The organism is Pelagicoccus sp. SDUM812005, assembly GCF_031127875.1.
Taxonomy (GTDB): domain Bacteria; phylum Verrucomicrobiota; class Verrucomicrobiia; order Opitutales; family Opitutaceae; genus Pelagicoccus.
The window spans coordinates 116,250-135,090 of sequence record NZ_JARXIA010000004.1; the positions used below are offsets into that span (position 1 = coordinate 116,250).

Below are 18,841 nucleotides of genomic sequence, written 5' to 3' on the forward strand. Positions count from 1 at the left end.
CTGACTCCGCTATATTGAAACACTGAGTCGCTTTTTACTGAAAGTTGCCTTTTTTGTACACATATTGACCACTGCCTGGTGCCTTCCAATAGGACTTCTCCTTATCCTGATTCGCTAGATAGCGAAAAAAGTCACGCGACATGTAGTCATAGTACAAATACGATTTGTCTCGATACTCCCAATTTTCGATAAACTGGTAAGCCAGCGTATCGATGAGGAGACCTCCCATGGGAATATCCCACTCTCTTTTCCAAGCTCTTGCCATTCGGCAAAGCCATATAAGATTTCCATTGCAGACTGAGTTGCGATCCCGAATGGCCTTGATCTCTGGCCTAGGGTTTGTGGTCTTCCAAGTTCCACCTCGGTTGCTATCAGGAAAAGTGTAGCTGTCGGATTTGTTGTAGAAAACAGGCAATACTTCGAACGTTATGCCGTCAGTGAAGCTTACGACGACGACTTGCCCATCGCCATCAATACTAGAGGAAGAGTATGTCTTCTGCATCGAGTTTCGGACTGATTGCAGGAGAGCAGACTGTCCATTTCCTGTGTAAGCGTCGTACTGAAAGTAGAGTTCGGCTGGTAACTCGAAGACCATATCCAAATCGCTAAACCCAGTGATTGCTGTGTTTCGTCCATACGAACCCACATACAAGCTGTGAGACGTCTCCGAGGTCGTGTTCCAGAAATCAGCATTCAGTCGCCGAGTGATTGCTTTGTATCGATTCGCGATAGTACCTCCGTCCTTAACTCGGAGGTTATCGCAAAAGGAGCTGAACCACTCGCCTAGCCCCATACCAGTCGGGTTTTGCCGGTTAGGAGTTCTTGCATCATGCCTTGCTTGAGTTGGCGGGCTTTGGAGAGCTTGGCTTCGAGGGCGGCGATTTCCTCGTCCATGTCGCTGAGCGTTTCGGCGATGGCGGTTTGCTCATCTACTGTCGGAGGAACAAGAAGCTCCATCGACGCATATTCATTTCCGTTGATTCCGGGTTGACCGCTCCTCATCGAATTTACCCGAACCCAATCCCAGTACTGTTCAGTTTGGGTGAAAAAGAGCAGAAACTTAGACGAAAGCTTCTTAGGATCCACCTTAGCTCGAATTAGGAATCCAGCAAAGACCACGACACCGTCTTCAGGTTTGTAGAGGTATGTCTTTCCAACGCTAGCTCCCGTTCTCGCAAAGACGATCTCATCTGAACCCAATACATAATCGAGGGCTAGAGGGTGAGACACGCCGACTCTACCGTTCTCGATGAATCTTCCATCGTCGTCGATGTCCGTAATTCTTAGATACACCGGAATGTCTCGCTCCAAAGGAACGCCTGCTGCGTTGATTCCATAGTCAGGATTCGCAAGCAGACATTTGCGAAGCTGTACCTCTTTCCACTCCCCGGTGAAGCCGGGGAGACGTTTTTGGCCGGTGAGGAGTTGCTGCATGGCGCCTTGTTTGATTTGGCGTTTTTTGGCGATGAGGTGCTCCAGGGATTCAATGAGGGCATCCGCATCGCTTAAGGCCTCGGCGATGGCTTCTTGTTCGGCTTTGGTGGGCGGGAGCGGAATCGCGAAGCTCTTAACGGTCGCTATCGAAAACTCCAACCTTGTTGTTCCAACGGTTGCACTAGCAATCCGCGACTGAGTTGATGCACTCTCGAGCTGTTGAGCTACGTATTGCGGAGAGTTCGTCGAATCGATGCGCAATCGTGCTAGCTCACGGCTGATGTTGCCATTGAAACCTTCAGGAACCACACCGACTCGACCAATCGTACCTTTGATCGATATCAGAACATCTCCTGCGCTAACTCGGCTTCTTTGGTAGGGCTTTTCGAGAAAAGGCTCAGTTTTATGAAGATTCGCGCAACCGATCTCTTTCACATACTTGATGGCTACGATCGGTACACCTCCGTCTACATTTCTGCCAACTTGAACAACGCCGTAGCAGATCGGAGAGTCGCTCTTCACCAATTCCACCAAAGGCTTGAAAGACCAATCTTCCGGAATCTCTCCAACCTCCGTTTGCTTGTATCCATTTTTCACTGCCATGCGAAGCCCATCCTTTCTAGGTGCTGGCTGACTTTGGACTCTAGGTTGGTGACGCGGGTGGTGAGTTCGGGCAACGGTTGGGCGTAGCGTTCGGCGAGGTCTTTGACGCGTTGGGTGAGGCTTTGGCTGATACGGTCGGTTTCGCCGTGGATGGCGGTCGCGAGCGCGGCGAGCCACTTGTCGTCGACGACGAGCGTTTTGATGTCGTCGGGGGTGAGCTTGGGGTAGTGGGCGAGGGCGAGAGCATCAAGTTCGGACTCGGCTTGCTTGATTTGCTTTTTGAGGGCGGTTTCTTCTTCGGAGGATTCGAGATAGGCGAGTAAGGCGTTGGCTTCGTCGGTGGGGGTGTCGGAGCCGTAGGTGGCGGGGGACTCGGCGGCTGCTAGTAGATCGGGTTGTTGCGGCGGCCTCGGCGATGCCGCCCTACCTTTTATGCCTAACTCTTTGAGTCGGGCGGTGACAGCGGCTTTGTTGACCTTGTCCATTTCCGAGAAGGCTCCGTCGTCGCCGCTGTGCTCTTCTTCGAGTTCGGCGAGGCGGGCGGTGGCGGCTTCGAGCTGGGACTGGAGGGCGTCGAGCTCGGCTTGCTCGGCGGCGAAATAGCGGGCGACGATGAGGGGCTTGGGCACCAGCTCGCAGGTCCAGCCTTTGTCTACGGTTTGGCCCTTCTTTTTGCCTTTTGTAATTTCCTCGAGGATACGCTCGGGCTTGGCAATCCAGCCGTCTTGCGTGATGAGGTAGCAATCGTCTTGCATGGTCTCTTCCCAGAAGTCCATGAGGTGCTGGTACACGTCGTAGCGATCGATGAGTGGCGACTCGGCGTAGTGCTCGAGCAGGTCTTCCGAGAGCTCGTGGATGAGCGCCTTGGGATGAAAGCCGGGATCGAGCTGCTTGAGCTGAGCGGAAGCTTTCGTTCGCCAGGCGTCGAAGTGTTTTTCGAGGGAGGCGATGAAGGATGCGAATTCCTTGTGGGATTGGATGGTGGGTTTGATTTGGTCGGGAGCGACGGTGAGGTCGGAGTAGGCGCGTTGCGGCTGTCTCGGCGAGACAGCCCTACCTTTGAAAAGTGAGCTTTTCAGGCTGGGGCAGACTTGCCAGTAGCGGTCGAGGGCGTCGATGTCGCGTTGGGGGATGCCGCCGCGGAGGTGGGCCTCGATGTCCTGGATGTCCTCCTTGGCTTGGCTGTCGATGTAGCGCGGGAGGTTGAGGTTGAAGTCGTTTTTCTCGATCTCCTCGAAAGGGACCTCGCGGGCGTAGCCCGGCAGCGCGATCCGTTTCTTGAATACGTCCACGATCTTGTGGATATCCATGCTGCGGAGGCGGTTTTTGTTGCCGTCCTTCATGAAGCCGGAGGAGGCGTCGATCATGAAGATGGGACGGCGCTCCTGGGCCTGCTCCTTGTCGAGCACGATGATGCAGGCGGGAATGCCGGTGCCGTAGAAGAGGTTGGCCGGGAGTCCGATGATGCCGGCGAGGATGCCACGCTTGACCAGCTCCTTGCGAATCGCGGCTTCGGCATTGCCGCGGAAGAGCACGCCGTGCGGGAGGATGCAAGCGCCCTTGGCGGTGGACTTCATGGAGCGCACGATGTGCAGGAGGTAGGCGTAGTCGCCCTGCTTGGCGGGCGGGACGCCGAAGCCGTCGAAGCGATGGAAGTTGCGCGAGGCTTGGTCGACGCTGTCGCTGTCGGCCGGCACGCCGATCTCGTCGGGATGGAGGCCGCTGGTCCAGCGCTTGTCGCTGAAGGGAGGATTGGCGACCACGAAGTCGAAGGTCTGCAGGGCGTCGCCCTGGAGGAACTTGGGATTGGCGAGGGTATTGCCCGGACGCACGGTGGCGGTTGGCCGGTCGTGCAGGATCATGTTCATGCGGGCCAGCTGGGCGGTGGTGGAATCCTTTTCCTGTCCGTAGATGGTTATGTCGGAATCCGCCTCGCCCGCGACCTTGAGCAGCAAGGAGCCCGAGCCGCAAGTCGGGTCATAGACCGTGGTGGCGTTGGTCGTCTGGGCTTCGTGGATACCGAGGATGGCGGCCATGACACGGCTGACTTCGGCGGGGGTGTAGAACTGGCCCTTGGACTTGCCGCTCTCGGTAGCGAAGTGCCGCATGAGGTACTCGTAGGCGTCGCCCAGGATGTCGTCGCCTTCGGCCCGGTTCTTGGAGAAATCGAGCTCCTTCTTCTGAAAGATGGAGATGAGGTTGGTGAGGCGGTCGACGATCTCCTTGCCCGAGCCCAGCTTGTTGGCGTCGTTGAAGTCCGGGAAGTCCGCTTGGGAAAGCTGCTCGTTGGCGGCGGCCAGGGGGGCGATGATGCGCTTGTTGATCTGGTCGCCGATGTCGGTCTTGCCCTTGAGCTTGACCATGTCGGCGAAGCTGGAGCCGTCCGGGATGACGATGGGAGCGTACGGCTGTCCGGCGTACTTGTCGGAGATGTATTTCAGGAAGAGCAGCACCAGCACGTAGTCCTTGTACTGGGAGGCGTCCATGCCGCCGCGCAGCTCGTCGCAGCTCTGCCAAAGGGAGGAGTAAAGTTCGGATTTCTTAAGGGCCATGTAAGGAGGGAAAGTGATGGGTGAGCGCCGCGGAAAGGGAAGCGGAAAAAAGCAGTCTCGCGCCGGCGAGGGCGGCGCGTGGCAGCGTCAGCGAAAGTACGGAGCTAACGAAGGGCTGGGCAACGGGAAAAGTTGGGCTTTTGAATCGGGTACCTGGGGGGGCGAGATACGGCCGCGGGGGGGACGGAAAATTGTGTAATTTTTTAGGTAGGGGATAGCAAGTAAGGCAAATCCCCCCAGATCGACTTACACTATATTGGAAGGGGGCGTCGGTTGGGATCAGGATACACTGTGGTGGATGTTGTCGGTGTGTTTGCACTTGGGATTGTAGATGGAAAATGCAAAGCGCCGCTCCGTAATACGGAGCGGCGCTGAGTTTTGTGAATAGTGACAAGCCTTGCTAGAGTCCGAACGGTGTGGAGTCGTCGTTGTCCTTAGGCTTCTTAGGATCGGAATGGCCCTGCTGATTGTTGTCCTCGGAACGCTTCCGTTTTTTAGCTTTCTTCTTTGCCTTAGATAACGGCGGAAGTGGCGAAGGTTGAGGATCCAACCCAGCAGCTGGAGGCGACTTGTCGGCATCGTTGGATTTGTCATCGTTTGATCCCGAATCCTCTACTTCGGTCGGCGGTGGCGGAGTGGGGCGAGGCGCTTTATTTATTTCGCCGAAGCCCGCTGCTTTTATTTTCTTGGCAAGCTCCTTGTAGTACTCGTTGACCTTGTCCGCGCTTGGCTTGAGCACCCGCTGCATCACTTGGAATTTCATCTGGAAAGACTCTTCCAGTTCCGCCTCGGTGAGCGCTCTTTTCACGTTTTCGTGCAGGGGCATGACCGTGCGGTGTAAGACTCCAAGGAGTTTCAGAACGCTTTGGGCGTCTAGCACATTTTGAACGAGGGCTTCTGCGAACTTCTGCAAGGTGTACTTGGCAGCGTAACTTTCGCGAGCGTCCTGAATCACGCGGGCGAGGTCCTTGTCCCTTGAGAGCTCCTTCAGAAATTTCTCGGTGCTTCGGTCGACGTAGCAACTCAATACATAGTCAGGCGGTGGACGTCCGCTCGAAGCGCTCTTCTTGGCGAGCGAGGCCTCGGCTTCGGCGATGACAACCGAGTCGGTGATATGGCCGGTCCCAATAAGTCTTAGTGTACCGATGAGTCCCTCGCCTGCGCGAGGGGATTTTTGGTTGCCGGGGGTAGGTGGACCGATCTTTTTTCCATTGTCATCAATTTCTGTGGTTGCGAGGTGAGTGTGTATTGATCCAGCTTCGGTGTGTAGAATGGAGGCTAGGGCCATTGACCTCCAGTCGCACTCGCCCCAGCGACTGGGCAAGGACAGCACGAGTTTTTCGGTGAACGGCCCGAGGTCGTAGCCGTACTTGTCGAGGGCTTTCAGCACATAGTCGTGCTCGCCGGAAAACGTGACGGTCTCCTTTCGCAAGGGATGAGGGACATCATGCCAACGGGTGCGGCGGCCTTTGCCCTTGCCGCGGGACTCGGTCGCTTGGCGCTTCCGACGTTTCGCGGCCTTCGCTTCCATGTCGGGCACGAACTCGCCTTTTTTGTAGGCGGTGCCGTCGCGTCGCCAGGCCTTGCCGACACCTAGGGAGCGGTACTGGTAGCCGTCGATCTCGACGTATGCCTTAGTTACGACGAAGGTGAGCTCGGTTTCGGCCTCGGTGCGGGAGAGAACCTGATCCTTTCGAGAGCGATCTGACTTAGGATCGAGGTGTTCCTTGGACCCCTTGCTGTTCATTGAGCCGTTACTGGATCGTTTCTTTGGCGAGCTCATTGTGCGTTTTCTCCGTCGACGGTGAAGGGCTTGGCGATGCCGGTCTTAACGACTTCGGCGATCACGGCCATCGCATGCTTTCGCAGGTCGGCCTTACCGGCCTTGTCTGCGTACGCCCTCGCTGCTTTGCGACGGGTTTCCTTTTTGGCTAGGAAGGTCAAAATCTCAACTACGAGGTAGGTCATGATGCGCTCGCTGGTACTTGCCTCATAGCGCTTGAGGTATCCCTTCAGCTCCGCAGGGCTAAAGAAGCTAGTCGATCCTGCTTGAGGCTTGATGGAGACGGGCTCTTCGAACGTTTCGCCCTTACCAATAGCCTGCTCTGCTTTATTCAGTGCCTTTCGTGCGGCGGAGATGGCAGACTCGATGAGTCCTGGCATGGCGGCGATTACCTGTTCGCGTACCTCTTCAATAAGTTCGCTGGGGAAGTCTCGCGTTGTGGTTAGATCTCCGCTCAGCAAGCGCGAGATAGTTGTGGTTGGGAGGTAGTAACAGGCGACAGCGTCGTCGGCACCCTCGAGGTTCATTTGTGTGGATTTTTTTTCCATTTCGAGGGCGGTTATGGGCCGTTAGATCGCTCGCGAAAGTGATCCGACGAAGTTTTTTGAAATTTCTTCGACTGTTTTGTTTGGGCACCTCGCCTATAATAGTGCTGCGCGATAGGGGCCTCCTGACTTCCCGAGTGCCAATAATTTGAGATTCTGACTCAGGTGGGGCCTATCGCCAGCAAAGGTTGCCGAGGTTCACGATCCCTTCCAACAAGGTTTCCTCTGGGTCAAAAACCTTCCAGATCTTCAACCCTGGGGGATCCTGACAAGGTTTCCCCGAGACCAAAAACCTTCCCCGGCATGATCCCTTTGGAAACCTCGCCAAAGGTTTAATAATTAAACCTGCCCAATTTGAGGGTTCGGTTTAATTTTTAAACTTTCCTGCCGTAACCTTAAGGGTGCGCAAAGTTACGTTAGCGGCAAAGGTGCCCACAAACCTATCTGCAGGCTTAGACGAAATGGTGGCGCGGCACGGTGTGGGTAAGAGCTTGATCCTCCGACAAACGTTAGGCGCTTTGCTTGAGAGCGTTCCGGCGGGCCGTGTTTGTCGACTCGACACTACTGATCTGACGGGACCGGATTTGATCTCGGTCCAGCTTGATGAGAACTTCGTCGGGCGGCTGGTCGAGCGTTTTCCGTCGAAAGTGCCGGGGGAGATCCTCAAGTTTGCGGCCTGTTTGGCGGGCGAGGTTTTTGGTAGCGAAGAGCAGCTATGCCTGCCGTTGGGCCTAAGTCTGCTTTGGCCCAAGTCAGGGGAGTTCGTGGGGGTGCGCAACTTTGCCGCTGTCGTGCCAGGCGTTGGTCTGGCGTCGCTTGTCGGCAGCGAGGTTTTTGTGCGAGGCAAACCTTCGGGGCGCTCCTGGCGCAGCAGAAAACCGCCCCTATTCGACATGGAAGGCAAGGCCGTTAAGGGGTATTTGCGGCCAGGCAACAGATAATGCCGCCCCCGGTTGATGCAGTCTAGGATTGGTCGGAGCTTTGGAGTGCCGCAAGGATTGAAGCGAGCATCAGCACTTCTGGTTTCGATTTTCGAACACCGTTTTGCAGGGCCGCTTGCAGGTTGCGGGGCAGCTCGCGGTATACGCCGTCGGCGAGCAGCTTGAGCTGCTCGGCAATGCCGAGTGCAAGTTTGGTTTGCTCACCCAAATCGGACGTACTCGGAACCGGCACGCTGGTTGAGGGCAGCTCGACGTAGAAGCCAAGGAGTTGCTGTTTCGAAAGGCCCAGTTTGTTGGCCTCCTCCATGCTCGGTTCTTTTTGCAGCAGCCTTGAGACCTCCGCGAGCTGGCGGAGCGTGTACTCGACCGTGGTTCTGTTGTGCGTTTGTGGAGCGAGGTGAGGGCGGGCCACGTCGATTGAGATAAGCGTCGGCCGTGAGGTTTTAAGCAGCCTTGCGGCTGCTGATCGTGTAAGGCGTGATGTTCCCATCCTCCTTCTATGAGTGTTAACAGGGCGAATCCAAATCAGGCGACGAAAGCCAGGGTAGACGCTCTCGAAAACTTTTTTTTGCTTTGGCTTCCTTAAATAAAATAGGGGTAGCATGGCATTAGATCATGCAGATAGGAACGACCCTCAGGGTCAATTGACAGTAACCGTCGACGGTCGGAGCTACAGACTCGTCCATCGCATCCACTATAGGGGAGGCAAAGGGAAACGGAGCAAGAACCTTTACCTGCGAATGTCCGTGGGGGGCAAGCAGCGTTGGATCAATCTCAAAACCAGCGATCCCGACTTGGCCGTCTTAGCGGCGCGAAAAAAGCTTCTAGTTGGCCCGTCGCTCAAAGTCGAGGATGTCGATTTTTCGCCGGCTACCGTCGCGCAGTACTTGGCTGCCTTCAAGGCGCTCGGAACTTTGCCGCCGAAGACCTACCGAGACTACCGGAACAGGGTTCTGCGTGTCGTCGCGTGGATCAAGGGTATCGAAGTTCCAATCGCGACGAGAGGTCCTCGACGTATAGCTTTTGAGCGAGAGGTGGGAGCCGTAAGGCTATTGATGATCAAGGAGCGGGATCTGATGGCCTGGCGAGAGCGCCAGGTGGAACTTTGCCGTCGCGACGCGAAGGATCGGCTGAGCCCACGAACAGCAAACGGCTCGATCGCCGCCTGGTGGGCTGTTTTTCGGAAGTCATCGCTTTGGCCACTGTTTGGCCTGACAAGCTTTCCAGGGCTCGGGATGAAAAAGCTCTCTGCGAAGAAAGTAATTTTCCGTACTTTGGTCCCTCTGCAAGGCTTGATTGATAAAGCTAAACAAGAGCTCAGGGAGCAGGATCCCGATTGCTACGACCTGTTCCTGCTCGCTACTGCCCTGGGGCTCCGGCTCAAGGAAGCGGACATGTTGTTGTGGTCCGCTTTTAATTTCGACCGCAAGATTCTCGATCTCAAGGCGAGCGTCTTGTACGGATACAAGAGCTACCAGTCTGAGGGGGAGGTGAAAATCTATAGCGACAAGGTTCTGGATCATTTCCGTTCGCGCTTTGAAAATCGAGCCGGCGACTTCGTCTTGAAGTCCGAGCGCCCGGCCGGGGAGGACAAAGACACTACCTACTATCGCTGCGAACCGACGAGTGATCGCCTGAAGGCATGGCTTCGCTCCCATGGTGTTGTATGCGATAAGCCGATACACTACTTGAGGGGGACGGGTGGGAACCAAGTCCGCATCGATAACGACATATTCGCGGCGCAGTGCTTCCTGCGGCATGCCAGCGTCCAAACGACCATTGAGTTCTATTCTGAGGTAGACACGAGCTACAGCACGACTCTGGAATTCTAGGATCTTCCGGGAAGCCGAACTAACGTAAACCCCAGCCATGCCATCGCGTGCAAGGCTGGTGATTTTTTTTGGTTCTTCACCATTTTGCGGCGGCTGTCCGAAGCTCGGGAATTGTCGCTTGGGTAGCTCCGTTGGCTTCGAGCCGGTCGTTGCGGTTTGGGGGCTATCGGACCTGGGGGGCTGGTCCATTCGACGCCGAGAGGGCGGAGCTTAGCTGGGCGGGAATCTTTCTGGAAGGTGCGATTCTAGTGCCTTGTGCAAATCTCCTTGCCGCCAGCCTTTCGAAGAGGCAGCTTTTCCGTCGAAAGGCGAATCTAGTACAGAACTAGTACAGAATCGGAAAACGCTTTACATGCGGTTTTGGTGTCTCTCGTAAGTCGTTTATGATTAACGACTTATTGGTAGGCCCGCTCGGACTCGAACCGAGGACCAATGGATTATGAGTCCACTGCTCTAACCAACTGAGCTACAGGCCCAACTTACTGTCGTTTCACTCATAAGTCTGCACTTAGTGCAGGCTGATGTGCAATTTTTGCGAGTGCAAACTTATGTGCAATTTTGCGAGTGCAAATTCATGCGCAATTCGATGCCAGTGCAAACTTATGTGCAAACAACAACCAGTAATGGTGGATTAGCTGGATGCCTAAAATTCCAGCTACTGCAAGCCAAGAGTTAACCTTGGATTGTCGTAACCCTGATTCCCGTCTTCAGGGTTACATGCCGAGGGGGCATCGGAAGGGTTTTGTTTGGAGTCCCCGGGGGAGGGGTCTCCTTTTGGGGTGGCGTTCCTTGGGGCCTACGCCTTGTTCTGCAGGTCGGCGACGAAATCGTTTGTCCACTCGGCCCTGAAGACTCCAGGATTTTTCATGAAATGGACCATGTTTCGTTTGTTTGCTGGCATGCCAAGCTCGTGGCAAAGTTCCGCTGCTTCGGTGATTTCCGCTTTGATTCCCGCCGTTGCGACTCTGCTTCGCGCGCTCCTGAATAGAAGGTGCTTCGAACAGTACTCTTTCGCCATTTCAGGGTACCTGTTTCTGACGGCCCCGTGGGACTGTTTCAGTTCGTTTTCGCAAAGCGACCGAAAGGAAACCCTTGAGTACGCTCTGCTTGCTAGGGCTTTGTTGAGGAACTCTTCGGTTCTCTCGTGATCGAGCTCAGCTTTGCTTCTCCGCTTTTTAGGTCGGATGGCCAGCTTGAGTGGGTTTTGGGTTCGTTCTGCTGATCCTAACCCGAGATGTCGCTGGGTGAAGAACTCGACTGGTTTCACGTTGAAGCACTGGAGGACGTTGAGGAATTCGTCGATCTTTGGCAACGCGTTGTCCGCAAGCCACGAGCGAATGCATGATTTCGAGACCCCGAGGCTCTGGCTTTGCCCAGAGCTGCTGTCCAGGTTGAAGTATTCGAAATGCGCATGGAGCGACTTGCTGAAGCTAAAGCCGGAAGTGGCCCCGGTATAGGCGAGCAATTCGCCAATAGATCGGCTAGACCAGATGTAGTACTTGCGATTGTTGTAGCTACGGTGGGACCTTTCGTATTGATCTAGCTCCTCGGGCGGGTTTTCGCAGTATTCCTCGAGTTTGGCGTCGCAGTGGCTGCAGTATCCTATTTTGCCAGCAAGAGTACTGGCTTTGGCTTGCTTCTTGCAGCGGTTGCAAAACGTTTCAAGTAACTCGCCTTCCTCTGTCCAGTGTACCGGTTTGATTTCGAAGAGCAGGCGTTCGTATTGCGAGCTTTCCCACGGGGCGAAGTACTTTTGGGTCTTGAGGATTCCAGGTCCAATCACGTGGTTCCATCGAAGGGTTGTGAGGAGGGCCAATTGAGAGGCAGCCGTTAGCCTTTCAACCGCTTTTATCAGCTTAACCGCAGTTTCGGTTCCTGAATTCAATGTGCTGAACAGGCTGTTGTTGAAGCGATTGCGTTTCCCGAGATCGATTGAGGCATTTCGTGAAAGGTACGTCATCAGATCTGATAGCGGCACGTAGTTGGCGCTTGCCAGTCGTGTCAGGTAGGAGGTAAGCGACTCGACTGACGCTGTTCCAATTCCGAGGGGGGCGACGGTAACCAGTGAACTTTTCATGGGCGTGCTCCCAGTTCGTCCTCAGGCTTTTTGCGCTTCCCTGGCCTTCGGCTTCCTTTCGAGGACTCTTTGCGTTGATCTGGTGCCCTGCTGCGAGCGAAGAAGCTTCGGACTTCGTCTATTTCTTGAGGCCGTTGATTGTAGGGGTCCACAGGGTTGACTTGTTTAATTAGTTCCTTGGTGACCGTGCTTATCTCGAATTCCGACGCGACGGCTTCGCATCTTACCAGGAGTTCCTTCAACGCACCGATGCAGCCGTTCGTTGCGTCAAAGATGTGCTGAGCGTCCTTCCTTAGGTCCTCGCACAACTCGAGCGAAGTCTCTTTGAGGAATGCTGTGAGGGCCTGGCTGAAGACTTTACGTTCCTTTTCGTTGTGCGCGGAGTACGGTTTGAAGTGTAGGACGTGTGACCTGTTGATGACTTGGCCGTCCAGCGCTATAATCTTGGTCAAATGTCCCGTGCCGACGAACATATGCGGCACTTGGGTAATATTCATCAAATTCTTCAGGAACTGAAGGTTTGCGTATGTTTGCCTTGTACTTTCCAGGGATATGAAGAGATCCGCTTCGTCGATTATAACAAGCTTAACGTTCTGTTCCTTTATTCTTTTTGTGATCAGCTTGAGGGACAGGTCTTGGGTGGTCCTTTCTCGTACTCGAGATTCGGCGAAGGGATCGCCCAGCGCTTTTAGGTAGCTTACGAGAAAGGGTTTGTAGGTGAAAAAATTGGTTTGTCGAGGCGGGCAGTTAAAGTATATTGCGTTAGGTCCTCTGTTGTTATAGTCATCGTAAATCTCTCGGGCCAAGGTTGTCTTTCCGACTCGAGACACTCCGACCAGAAATATCATAAACTGTGTGAGTCTAGAGTTTATTAGGGATGTTGCTATCCTTTTGGCGCGCGCGTAATTGCCGTGCCGATATGGTGCGTTTTGCTTCATGATGCTAGATTGAGCTTTTTAGTCTTCGAACAGATCCATCTCGATGGGGTCAGTTGTCGTGTCGTCTAGGGCTATTTCGAGTTTCTGGTTCTCCTTCTTGTTGTTCTTTGGGGCGGGCGATTGGGGTTGCTTTGGAAGGGTCTTCTCCTTGATTTTAAGTTCCTGCAGCCATGCCGCCTTGTCGGTGACTCGTAATTTTTTAAGTAGCGGTCGCAGCGCTGCTTTTGCGCTTTCTAGGATGCTGAACTCTCTGATTTCCGCGACGGACATGATGTTTTTCTTGTGCCCTTTAAGTTCCGCCCTGTGGTATTCCCCCTTGTAGGCGAATTCGATGTAAGTGAGATCAAGTGGGTCGTATCTTACCGGTAGGCTTTCCTTGTCGAGTTCTGGTCTGCTGAGGATAGCGGAACAGTATGTGAGGTTGTGCAGCTCCAAGGCCCCTCTGCGTACTGTTCGCTCTCCGTTACCCGAGGCTTCCGGGAGTGTCGCGGAACGAAATTTGTCAGCGTCGGATACTATCCGTTTTTCTTCGCTCAAAAGCTTTGAGAAACTTGCATCGTGTTTTTCGCGAGGTGTCGTGCAGATGCTGCTGTGTATGAGCGTTTCGTTGTACTTTTTAACGTAGTTTGCGAAGGTGTCCTCGACGTCACATATTCGCCATACGGCACGGTTCTTCGCTTTGAATTCCCTTGAGACTGATCGTGGGTTTACCATGAGTACCGTGTTGCCTTTCATGTTGTGCCACAAGTCGAGGTTCGCCGTCTTGAAGAACCGTTCGACTTTGTTCCCGCACCTTGGCTTCCCTACGGGTCTGTAGTGGATATCCGTGCGGTATCTAGCGCATAGCCCCTGAAACATGCCGGAGCTAAATTCGCTTCCGCCATCGACGCTAAAGCAGGTTGGCATGTATCCTACGTTCGATAGGATGCTCCTCATCGTAAGCATTATGGACGCTCGGGAAGGCGGGATCATGAGGAAGCACCACCCCAGTATCATGCGACTGAACGTGTCGATTGCGACAGTCAGCCATAGCCTGCCTGATAGTTTTATCGACTCCTCCCCGATCGCTTCGAGGTCAATCTTCGTGTGGTCGATCTCGACGACGTGCCCGGCGTATTTGCCTACCGCCATCCCGGAGTGTTTCCCGGAGTAGTGTTGCTCCTTTTGGTAGGCAGCCTTTGGTCCTTCTTTTTTGAGGGTGACCAGACGTTCGCTAATTCTCTTGAAGGCCCTTGTGAAGCTTGAATAGGTAACGGCTGGAAGCTTTCTGCGTTCCGCTTCAATCGCATAGTCCGCCCATGCTTGATGCAAGTTCTTGCTCTCTCGAGAGACCGAATCGGTGAGTCCGAAATTTTCGACATCCCTGATGTTGGCCTTCTCAAGCTCCTTGTCGCTCAAGCCCAGGTACGCCCTAAATATATAGCTTTTTAGGAGGTTGATCGACTTGCGATCCGTTTTAGGTTTTGTATTGCCGTTTCGTATTCTAGGTATGAGCCCTGAGATTCCGCAGCCGTACGCTGAGAGTCCAAACTTGTACTGCGCTTTGTAGCTGTAATATGTTCGTCTCGTTAGGCATTTCTTGTCGCCTCTTTCGTATCTGGATATTTTTTTTAGCTTCTCTAGCGCAATTCTTTGCCTGTCTGGACTAGAGGCGTTGTAGGGGGTGTCTGGCTGTTGTGTATTGGAGGTATTGATCGTGCCCTCGCGAAACTTCTCTTCGATCGCGGCAGCGTTTAGTTCGGTGGGTTTATCGTTCTCGTCTATGGCTTGCAGTTTGCCGTTGTGCGAGCCGCAGATGCGGTAGGTTTTTGTGCCCCAGCGTATTTCCGATCCTTCGGACAGATTCAGCTCTCTTGGAAGGTCTTTAAGTCTTTGGGCACGCGGAACTGTATGTTCCGAGCATAATGAGCTGTATAGACGGAAATTCTTTATATCGTCAAGCGAGGTGCTGAAAACGTCGCTGTGAAACTTGCCGTTCGCGACGAGCCAGCGAGTGCATTCGAGGGTATCGTTCTTTCCTAATTCCTCGATGATTTCTGCCTGGGTGACCAATCCTCGGGAGCCAACCAGTTCGGCTATTTTTGTGGCCAACGCCTTGTTGGGTGCCTCCCTTTTTGTATAGCTTTTAAGTCGGCTTGCATTTTCGTGAAGAGCCGGACCTAGCTCCTCCCTCGTTACCAGTATATGCTGGATTCCCATCTTGGCGAAACTGGCTTCAGCTTCTGGATCGCGGTAACCGTTATGGTCCTTGATGAACTTGCTGTTCTGCTTTTTCAGCTCCTTTTCAATTTCCTCTTCCGGTTTCGTTTCGATGGCCACTTGGGTTCCGGTGTTGAGGGCTGCGAGGAAATCGGTGATGTAGTCCCTGGATGTCTCGCGCCCTAGCTTGTCGATGCGCTTAACCCGCACTGGAGGTGGTTGCTCCCAATATGCTGCGACGTGCGGGCAAACTTCCAAGGCGAGAGCGGTTTCGTACTCATGGTCAGATTCGCACCAAACCGTACGTCCCATTTTGTCGGACGCGAATTTCGTGAGGCGATTTCCGTAGCCTGTATCTGTTGGGTATCTCGAGGGTCCTTCGGCGATCCTTCTTTCGAGGTAGTGGCGATCGGGAGTGAGGTGGCTGATTTTGCTTAGTATGTGGTTCAAGTTCATGAGGAGGGTGTGGTTTAGGTTTAAGTGTTAAGAAAGTGTTAGAAAGGGGACGAAAGTGACAAATGGCAAGTGGAAAGTGAAAGGTGACTGGGGGTCGCGCTGTTAAAAGGCGGAAAACCTGGGCGACTTCGCACGAAATAATTTGAAGAAGTTGTCCTGATTGGCTCATCTTGAGGGCTGAAATGAAACTATCTGCGACAGGAACAGACTCTTTTGTGGAGCGAATGAAGGAAATCGTGGCCGACTCCGGCGGAATGAAGGCATTCTCCGAAAAAGTGGGGGTTTCTTATTCGTCTGTCAGGAAATACTTGAATGGAACTGACCCTTCTAGGGCGGTAGTTGCCCGTATTGTAACAACTTATAAGGTTAATTCCGATTGGCTGTTGAATGGCGTTGGCCCGAAGTCGCAAGCGGCCAAAGGGGGTGCCGAGCCTGAAAGTGCGTTCTTGAGGCAGTATCTTAAAGGATTTGCCAATGACCCTGATGTCGTGGCTGAAATTTGCAGTGGAGCTCGCCTTGAAGCAGGACGTTTGATTTCGATCGCAAACGGGGAAGAGCCCTCGTTGAGCGAGGCAATTAGGATATCGGAGGCCTCGAATTTGGGCAGGGTAGTGGGCGGTGGTGTCTCGGAGGAACCGAGGGCTGAGCTGGTTTGGGTGCCCGAGTTTGATTTATCTCTGTACAGGGAGATTTTGTTGGAATACTTCGATTTTCGGGAAGAGTTCCAGCGCAAGCGCGAGTTCTTGAGGAAATCGAAAAAGAAGGGTGCGGTCGTATTCCGCAGGGAATTTTTGCGGCAGGAGTTTTCCGGTGACCTGCACGATTTGGTTTGTTATAGGATGGACAACGACTCGATGTTTCCGGATGCCCCTCGCGGAAGTATTCTTTTTTTGGATATCTCTAGGACGAATCTAGAGAACGGTCGAATGTTCCTGCTTTACTTCAATGGCAGTTTGCTTGTTCGGGAGGCCAGGGACACCGGAGTTGTGGCTAGCTGGGAGCTTCACGACAAACGTTCGTCCAAGCCCATCCAGCTGAGCAACACCGAGCTATCGGATAACAACATTGTTGTTGGCATGGTGACCCATGCTTTCAAGAGCTGTGGTTAGGCGGATGGTTAGAGTGGGGGCTCGGTTTCCGTATCGGCTGCTGCAACCCCCGGTTGATCGAGAGAGGCTCATTTGGCTGCTGGAGGGCATATTGTTCGAATTTCTGGATTCTCAGGCTTGCAACCTATATATAAATCAAAGGGGGATTGGAGAGTTCGAGGTTCGGATGCGTCGACGAAAAGGGGAGGAGCTGCGTCGACTCTTCAAGGTCGACGCTGCCTATATGGACCCGTTGATTGGATTGATATTGCACTTGGCGAACAGGGCGTTTGCTGGGGAGGGGCCTCTCTTGTCTGAGTTTGGTCAGGAAAGGATGCGGATTTATGCGCAGTTCGAATCCAAAATCTACGAGATTCCCGTTCTTATGGTTATCAACCCTAAGGATAAGCGATTTATAGATTTTGGGCGCCCGGAGGTTCAGGAGGAGAATAAGGGCATCTGACCTGGGGCTAGCTCTGGTTGGGAATCTGCCGTTTTTTTAGTTCTGACATCGGTTGGGTTGCTCGTATTCAGATTCGTTGAATACTCGAGGAGGGTAGTGCTTTCTTTCGAGAATCAATCGCAGGATATGGGCAGGAGGATGCGTTTTGTCTGGTTTTTTAACTACGCTTCCCCGATCGCGTCCGGGGATCCTTGTTCGATGATATTTGTCGTTAGTTTTTGTTCCTGTAATCCCGAGTTGTGGGTTTGGCAATTGCCACCTCGCTGTCTTGGGGATCCGACAAATTTAATGCTCGTCGCATTTTTCCCGTTGGGACCTTTCCTGGCAGAGTTTTTTTCGGGGGGCGGTCAAGTCGGTCACGCTTGAGGCAGTTCTTCTCTTCGTTCGAGAAGTTTAGATCTACTCATTTCGTATGCTTGTTCTGGAGCATCGCGGATCTCTTGGATTAGTTCTGAAGCCCACTTAAAGTTCAATATCTTTGGTTCTGTAACCAAATGCGATATCGACGATCCCGTTATAGGGAGGCCCATTTTTGAGCAAATCCATGCGGCCTCTCTGATTTCCTCTTCGCGAGCGGTTCGTTTCACGTGCGCTCTCAGCTTTTTGTAAAGCGAGTGCGACTGTAGGAAGTCTTCCGCTAGGTCGGGAAGCAGTCGTTTCACTGCCTCAGGTTTGATCTCTAGGTCTTCCTTACAAAACTTATAGAACGATTGCGTTGCAAAAGCTTTCCTTTTTATTGCTTTGCTTAGCGATGCTTCAATGAAATCTCGCTCAATTCGGAGCGAATTGGTCTTCGTCGCGGGTGGTTCTGAGATTGGTTGTGTGTTCGTCTCAAAGTCTATCGCGATTTGCAGCTTGGTTTGGGTCAAGAGCTCGATCGGAGAGGTCTGTAGTGAGTGGCAAAGCTGAATGAATTGTTTGAGGGTGGGAAGCGTTTTTTCGTCTATCCAATCGTGTAGTAGTTTTGCGGAAAATGGAAGTCGACTTTTAGTCAGTTTAAGCTCCCCTTTACTCATGCAGGATAGGTGAGCCCGTAAGGCTTCGCTGAGGGAGAGTTTTGATGGGGACTTGCCGTAGGAGAGTAGATCGCCAACTGCTTTTGTGGCCCACGAGTAGTACTCGTTGTATTGGAGGTTTAGCATTACTCTGCTAGTATTGTCGAATCGTTTCGCTGTAGGATCGCTGTATCGGTCGAGGAGCCTGCCGCATTTGTAGCAGCAGTTGAGGCTGCTTGGGGAGGGGTGATACCCCGATGGCCTATGGCATGCGTGGCAGTGTTTTTCTAAGGCCTTTCCCTCTAGGCTTTGGTAGACTGGGGTTAGGGAGAAAAGGAGTGGCTCGTAGGTTAGAACTGAATTTGGATCGAACCAGCGGTCCCTTTTTTGGATTCCGTTTCGTATTATATTGCTCCACCTTGAGATCGTAAGGAAGCTTAGGTTTTGTTTGCTGGTCAACGTTTCAAGCTCTGTAATTATTTTATTTGTTTCTTCGCGAACGGAATTGATAGTGCTGAGAATCTTGCTTGTTTGGAATTGACTGGTCTTGTCCGAGATTAGTCCTGCTTTCGTATACAAAAGCTGGAGCAGCTTTGTGGGTTTAACGTCGTTTGCCCAGGCTGTGCGAATGATGTACGAATAAAGGGATTCGACCATCGGCGTACCGATGCCGATTGGTTCTACGGGAATCAAGTTCTCTTTGAATGCCATCGGATGTATAGTTTAGATAGTTATTTAGACGAAAATTGATCAGCAACGTTCCGGTGTGTGACGTGATTGTTGCTCGGTAAAACTCGGATGGGATTTTTTTTGGGGGGGCTCGCTAAGGGAGACATGGTAGGTCATCGGGGAGCGTTTTCCAGGTCAATGACAAAGAGCTCTGCTGGAAATCAACATTGAAGGCGAGCCTGTGTGTAATGTGGAGCTTGAGAGAC

Annotated in this window: 13 protein-coding genes and 1 tRNA gene; 3 read left to right on the plus strand and 11 right to left on the minus strand. The window is 53.1% G+C overall.

Features of this window, described 5'->3' with window-relative positions; genetic code table 11:
* Nucleotides 1-34 precede the first annotated feature (34 nt).
* The 5 genes from QEH57_RS06845 to QEH57_RS06865 all read right to left on the minus strand — a co-directional run bounded on the left by QEH57_RS06845 (nucleotide 35) and on the right by QEH57_RS06865 (nucleotide 6,899).
* Nucleotides 35-793, minus strand: coding sequence for a hypothetical protein (locus QEH57_RS06845; protein WP_309005956.1), 759 nt, complete (start codon nucleotides 791-793; stop codon nucleotides 35-37).
* Entirely contained in the window at nucleotides 784-2,037 is a 1,254-nt protein-coding gene (locus QEH57_RS06850) for a restriction endonuclease subunit S (protein WP_309005957.1), read from the minus strand. The genes QEH57_RS06845 and QEH57_RS06850 overlap by 10 nt, the downstream gene beginning before the upstream one ends.
* The gene (locus QEH57_RS06855) at nucleotides 2,028-4,589 is read right to left on the minus strand and encodes an N-6 DNA methylase (RefSeq protein ID WP_309005958.1); all 2,562 of its coding nucleotides are present in this window, start codon (nucleotides 4,587-4,589) and stop codon (nucleotides 2,028-2,030) included. The genes QEH57_RS06850 and QEH57_RS06855 overlap by 10 nt, the downstream gene beginning before the upstream one ends.
* A gap of 400 nt (nucleotides 4,590-4,989) precedes the next feature.
* A complete protein-coding gene (locus tag QEH57_RS06860) occupies nucleotides 4,990-6,336 on the minus strand; it encodes a hypothetical protein (RefSeq protein WP_309005959.1) in 1,347 nt (448 codons plus the stop codon).
* Between the two features lie 32 nt (nucleotides 6,337-6,368).
* Entirely contained in the window at nucleotides 6,369-6,899 is a 531-nt protein-coding gene (locus QEH57_RS06865) for a hypothetical protein (RefSeq protein WP_309005960.1), read from the minus strand.
* 446 nt (nucleotides 6,900-7,345) lie between these two features.
* On the opposite strand from QEH57_RS06865, the gene QEH57_RS06870 reads away from it, so the two are divergent.
* Entirely contained in the window at nucleotides 7,346-7,858 is a 513-nt protein-coding gene (locus QEH57_RS06870; RefSeq protein WP_309005961.1) for a hypothetical protein, read from the plus strand.
* A gap of 22 nt (nucleotides 7,859-7,880) precedes the next feature.
* Here QEH57_RS06870 and QEH57_RS06875 read toward each other — a convergent pair whose 3' ends face one another.
* Nucleotides 7,881-8,165: a hypothetical protein gene (locus QEH57_RS06875; RefSeq protein WP_309005962.1), complete on the minus strand. Its 285-nt coding sequence runs from the start codon at nucleotides 8,163-8,165 to the stop codon at nucleotides 7,881-7,883.
* Nucleotides 8,166-8,598: 433 nt separating this feature from the next.
* On the opposite strand from QEH57_RS06875, the gene QEH57_RS06880 reads away from it, so the two are divergent.
* A complete protein-coding gene (locus tag QEH57_RS06880) occupies nucleotides 8,599-9,690 on the plus strand; it encodes a hypothetical protein (protein WP_309005963.1) in 1,092 nt (363 codons plus the stop codon).
* A gap of 399 nt (nucleotides 9,691-10,089) precedes the next feature.
* Here QEH57_RS06880 and QEH57_RS06885 read toward each other — a convergent pair.
* The 4 genes from QEH57_RS06885 to QEH57_RS06900 form a co-directional block, all read right to left on the minus strand.
* Nucleotides 10,090-10,166: transfer RNA gene (locus QEH57_RS06885), tRNA-Ile, on the minus strand.
* A 320-nt stretch (nucleotides 10,167-10,486) separates the two neighbouring features.
* On the minus strand, nucleotides 10,487-11,155 hold the full coding sequence (locus QEH57_RS06890; protein WP_309005964.1) for a hypothetical protein: 669 nt from the start codon (nucleotides 11,153-11,155) through the stop codon (nucleotides 10,487-10,489).
* 608 nt (nucleotides 11,156-11,763) lie between these two features.
* Entirely contained in the window at nucleotides 11,764-12,615 is an 852-nt protein-coding gene (locus tag QEH57_RS06895; protein WP_309005965.1) for an ATP-binding protein, read from the minus strand.
* Between the two features lie 108 nt (nucleotides 12,616-12,723).
* Nucleotides 12,724-15,360, minus strand: coding sequence for a DDE-type integrase/transposase/recombinase (locus QEH57_RS06900; RefSeq protein WP_309005966.1), 2,637 nt, complete (start codon nucleotides 15,358-15,360; stop codon nucleotides 12,724-12,726).
* 182 nt (nucleotides 15,361-15,542) lie between these two features.
* On the opposite strand from QEH57_RS06900, the gene QEH57_RS06905 reads away from it, so the two are divergent.
* Nucleotides 15,543-16,469 (plus strand): helix-turn-helix transcriptional regulator, encoded by a 927-nt coding sequence (locus QEH57_RS06905; protein ID WP_309005967.1) that lies wholly within the window; start codon nucleotides 15,543-15,545, stop codon nucleotides 16,467-16,469.
* A gap of 798 nt (nucleotides 16,470-17,267) precedes the next feature.
* On the opposite strand, the gene QEH57_RS06910 is transcribed toward QEH57_RS06905, so the two are convergent.
* Entirely contained in the window at nucleotides 17,268-18,617 is a 1,350-nt protein-coding gene (locus QEH57_RS06910) for a TniQ family protein (protein ID WP_309005968.1), read from the minus strand.
* Between the last annotated feature and the right edge of the window lie 224 nt (nucleotides 18,618-18,841).

Excerpts from the sequence above, each read along its gene's own strand:
- QEH57_RS06900 (WP_309005966.1), bottom strand. The coding sequence starts at position 15,360 with ATGAACTTGAACCACATACTAAGCAAAATCAGCCACCTCACTCCCGAT.
- QEH57_RS06855 (WP_309005958.1), bottom strand. The coding sequence starts at position 4,589 with ATGGCCCTTAAGAAATCCGAACTTTACTCCTCCCTTTGGCAGAGCTGC.
- QEH57_RS06905 (WP_309005967.1), top strand. The coding sequence starts at position 15,543 with ATGAAACTATCTGCGACAGGAACAGACTCTTTTGTGGAGCGAATGAAG.
- QEH57_RS06875 (WP_309005962.1), bottom strand. The coding sequence starts at position 8,165 with ATGGAGGAGGCCAACAAACTGGGCCTTTCGAAACAGCAACTCCTTGGC.
- QEH57_RS06845 (WP_309005956.1), bottom strand. The coding sequence starts at position 793 with ATGGGGCTAGGCGAGTGGTTCAGCTCCTTTTGCGATAACCTCCGAGTT.
- QEH57_RS06865 (WP_309005960.1), bottom strand. The coding sequence starts at position 6,899 with ATGAACCTCGAGGGTGCCGACGACGCTGTCGCCTGTTACTACCTCCCA.
- QEH57_RS06860 (WP_309005959.1), bottom strand. The coding sequence starts at position 6,336 with ATGAACAGCAAGGGGTCCAAGGAACACCTCGATCCTAAGTCAGATCGC.
- QEH57_RS06895 (WP_309005965.1), bottom strand. The coding sequence starts at position 12,615 with ATGATATTTCTGGTCGGAGTGTCTCGAGTCGGAAAGACAACCTTGGCC.
- QEH57_RS06910 (WP_309005968.1), bottom strand. The coding sequence starts at position 18,617 with ATGGCATTCAAAGAGAACTTGATTCCCGTAGAACCAATCGGCATCGGT.
- QEH57_RS06880 (WP_309005963.1), top strand. The coding sequence starts at position 8,599 with ATGTCCGTGGGGGGCAAGCAGCGTTGGATCAATCTCAAAACCAGCGAT.
- QEH57_RS06850 (WP_309005957.1), bottom strand. The coding sequence starts at position 2,037 with ATGGCAGTGAAAAATGGATACAAGCAAACGGAGGTTGGAGAGATTCCG.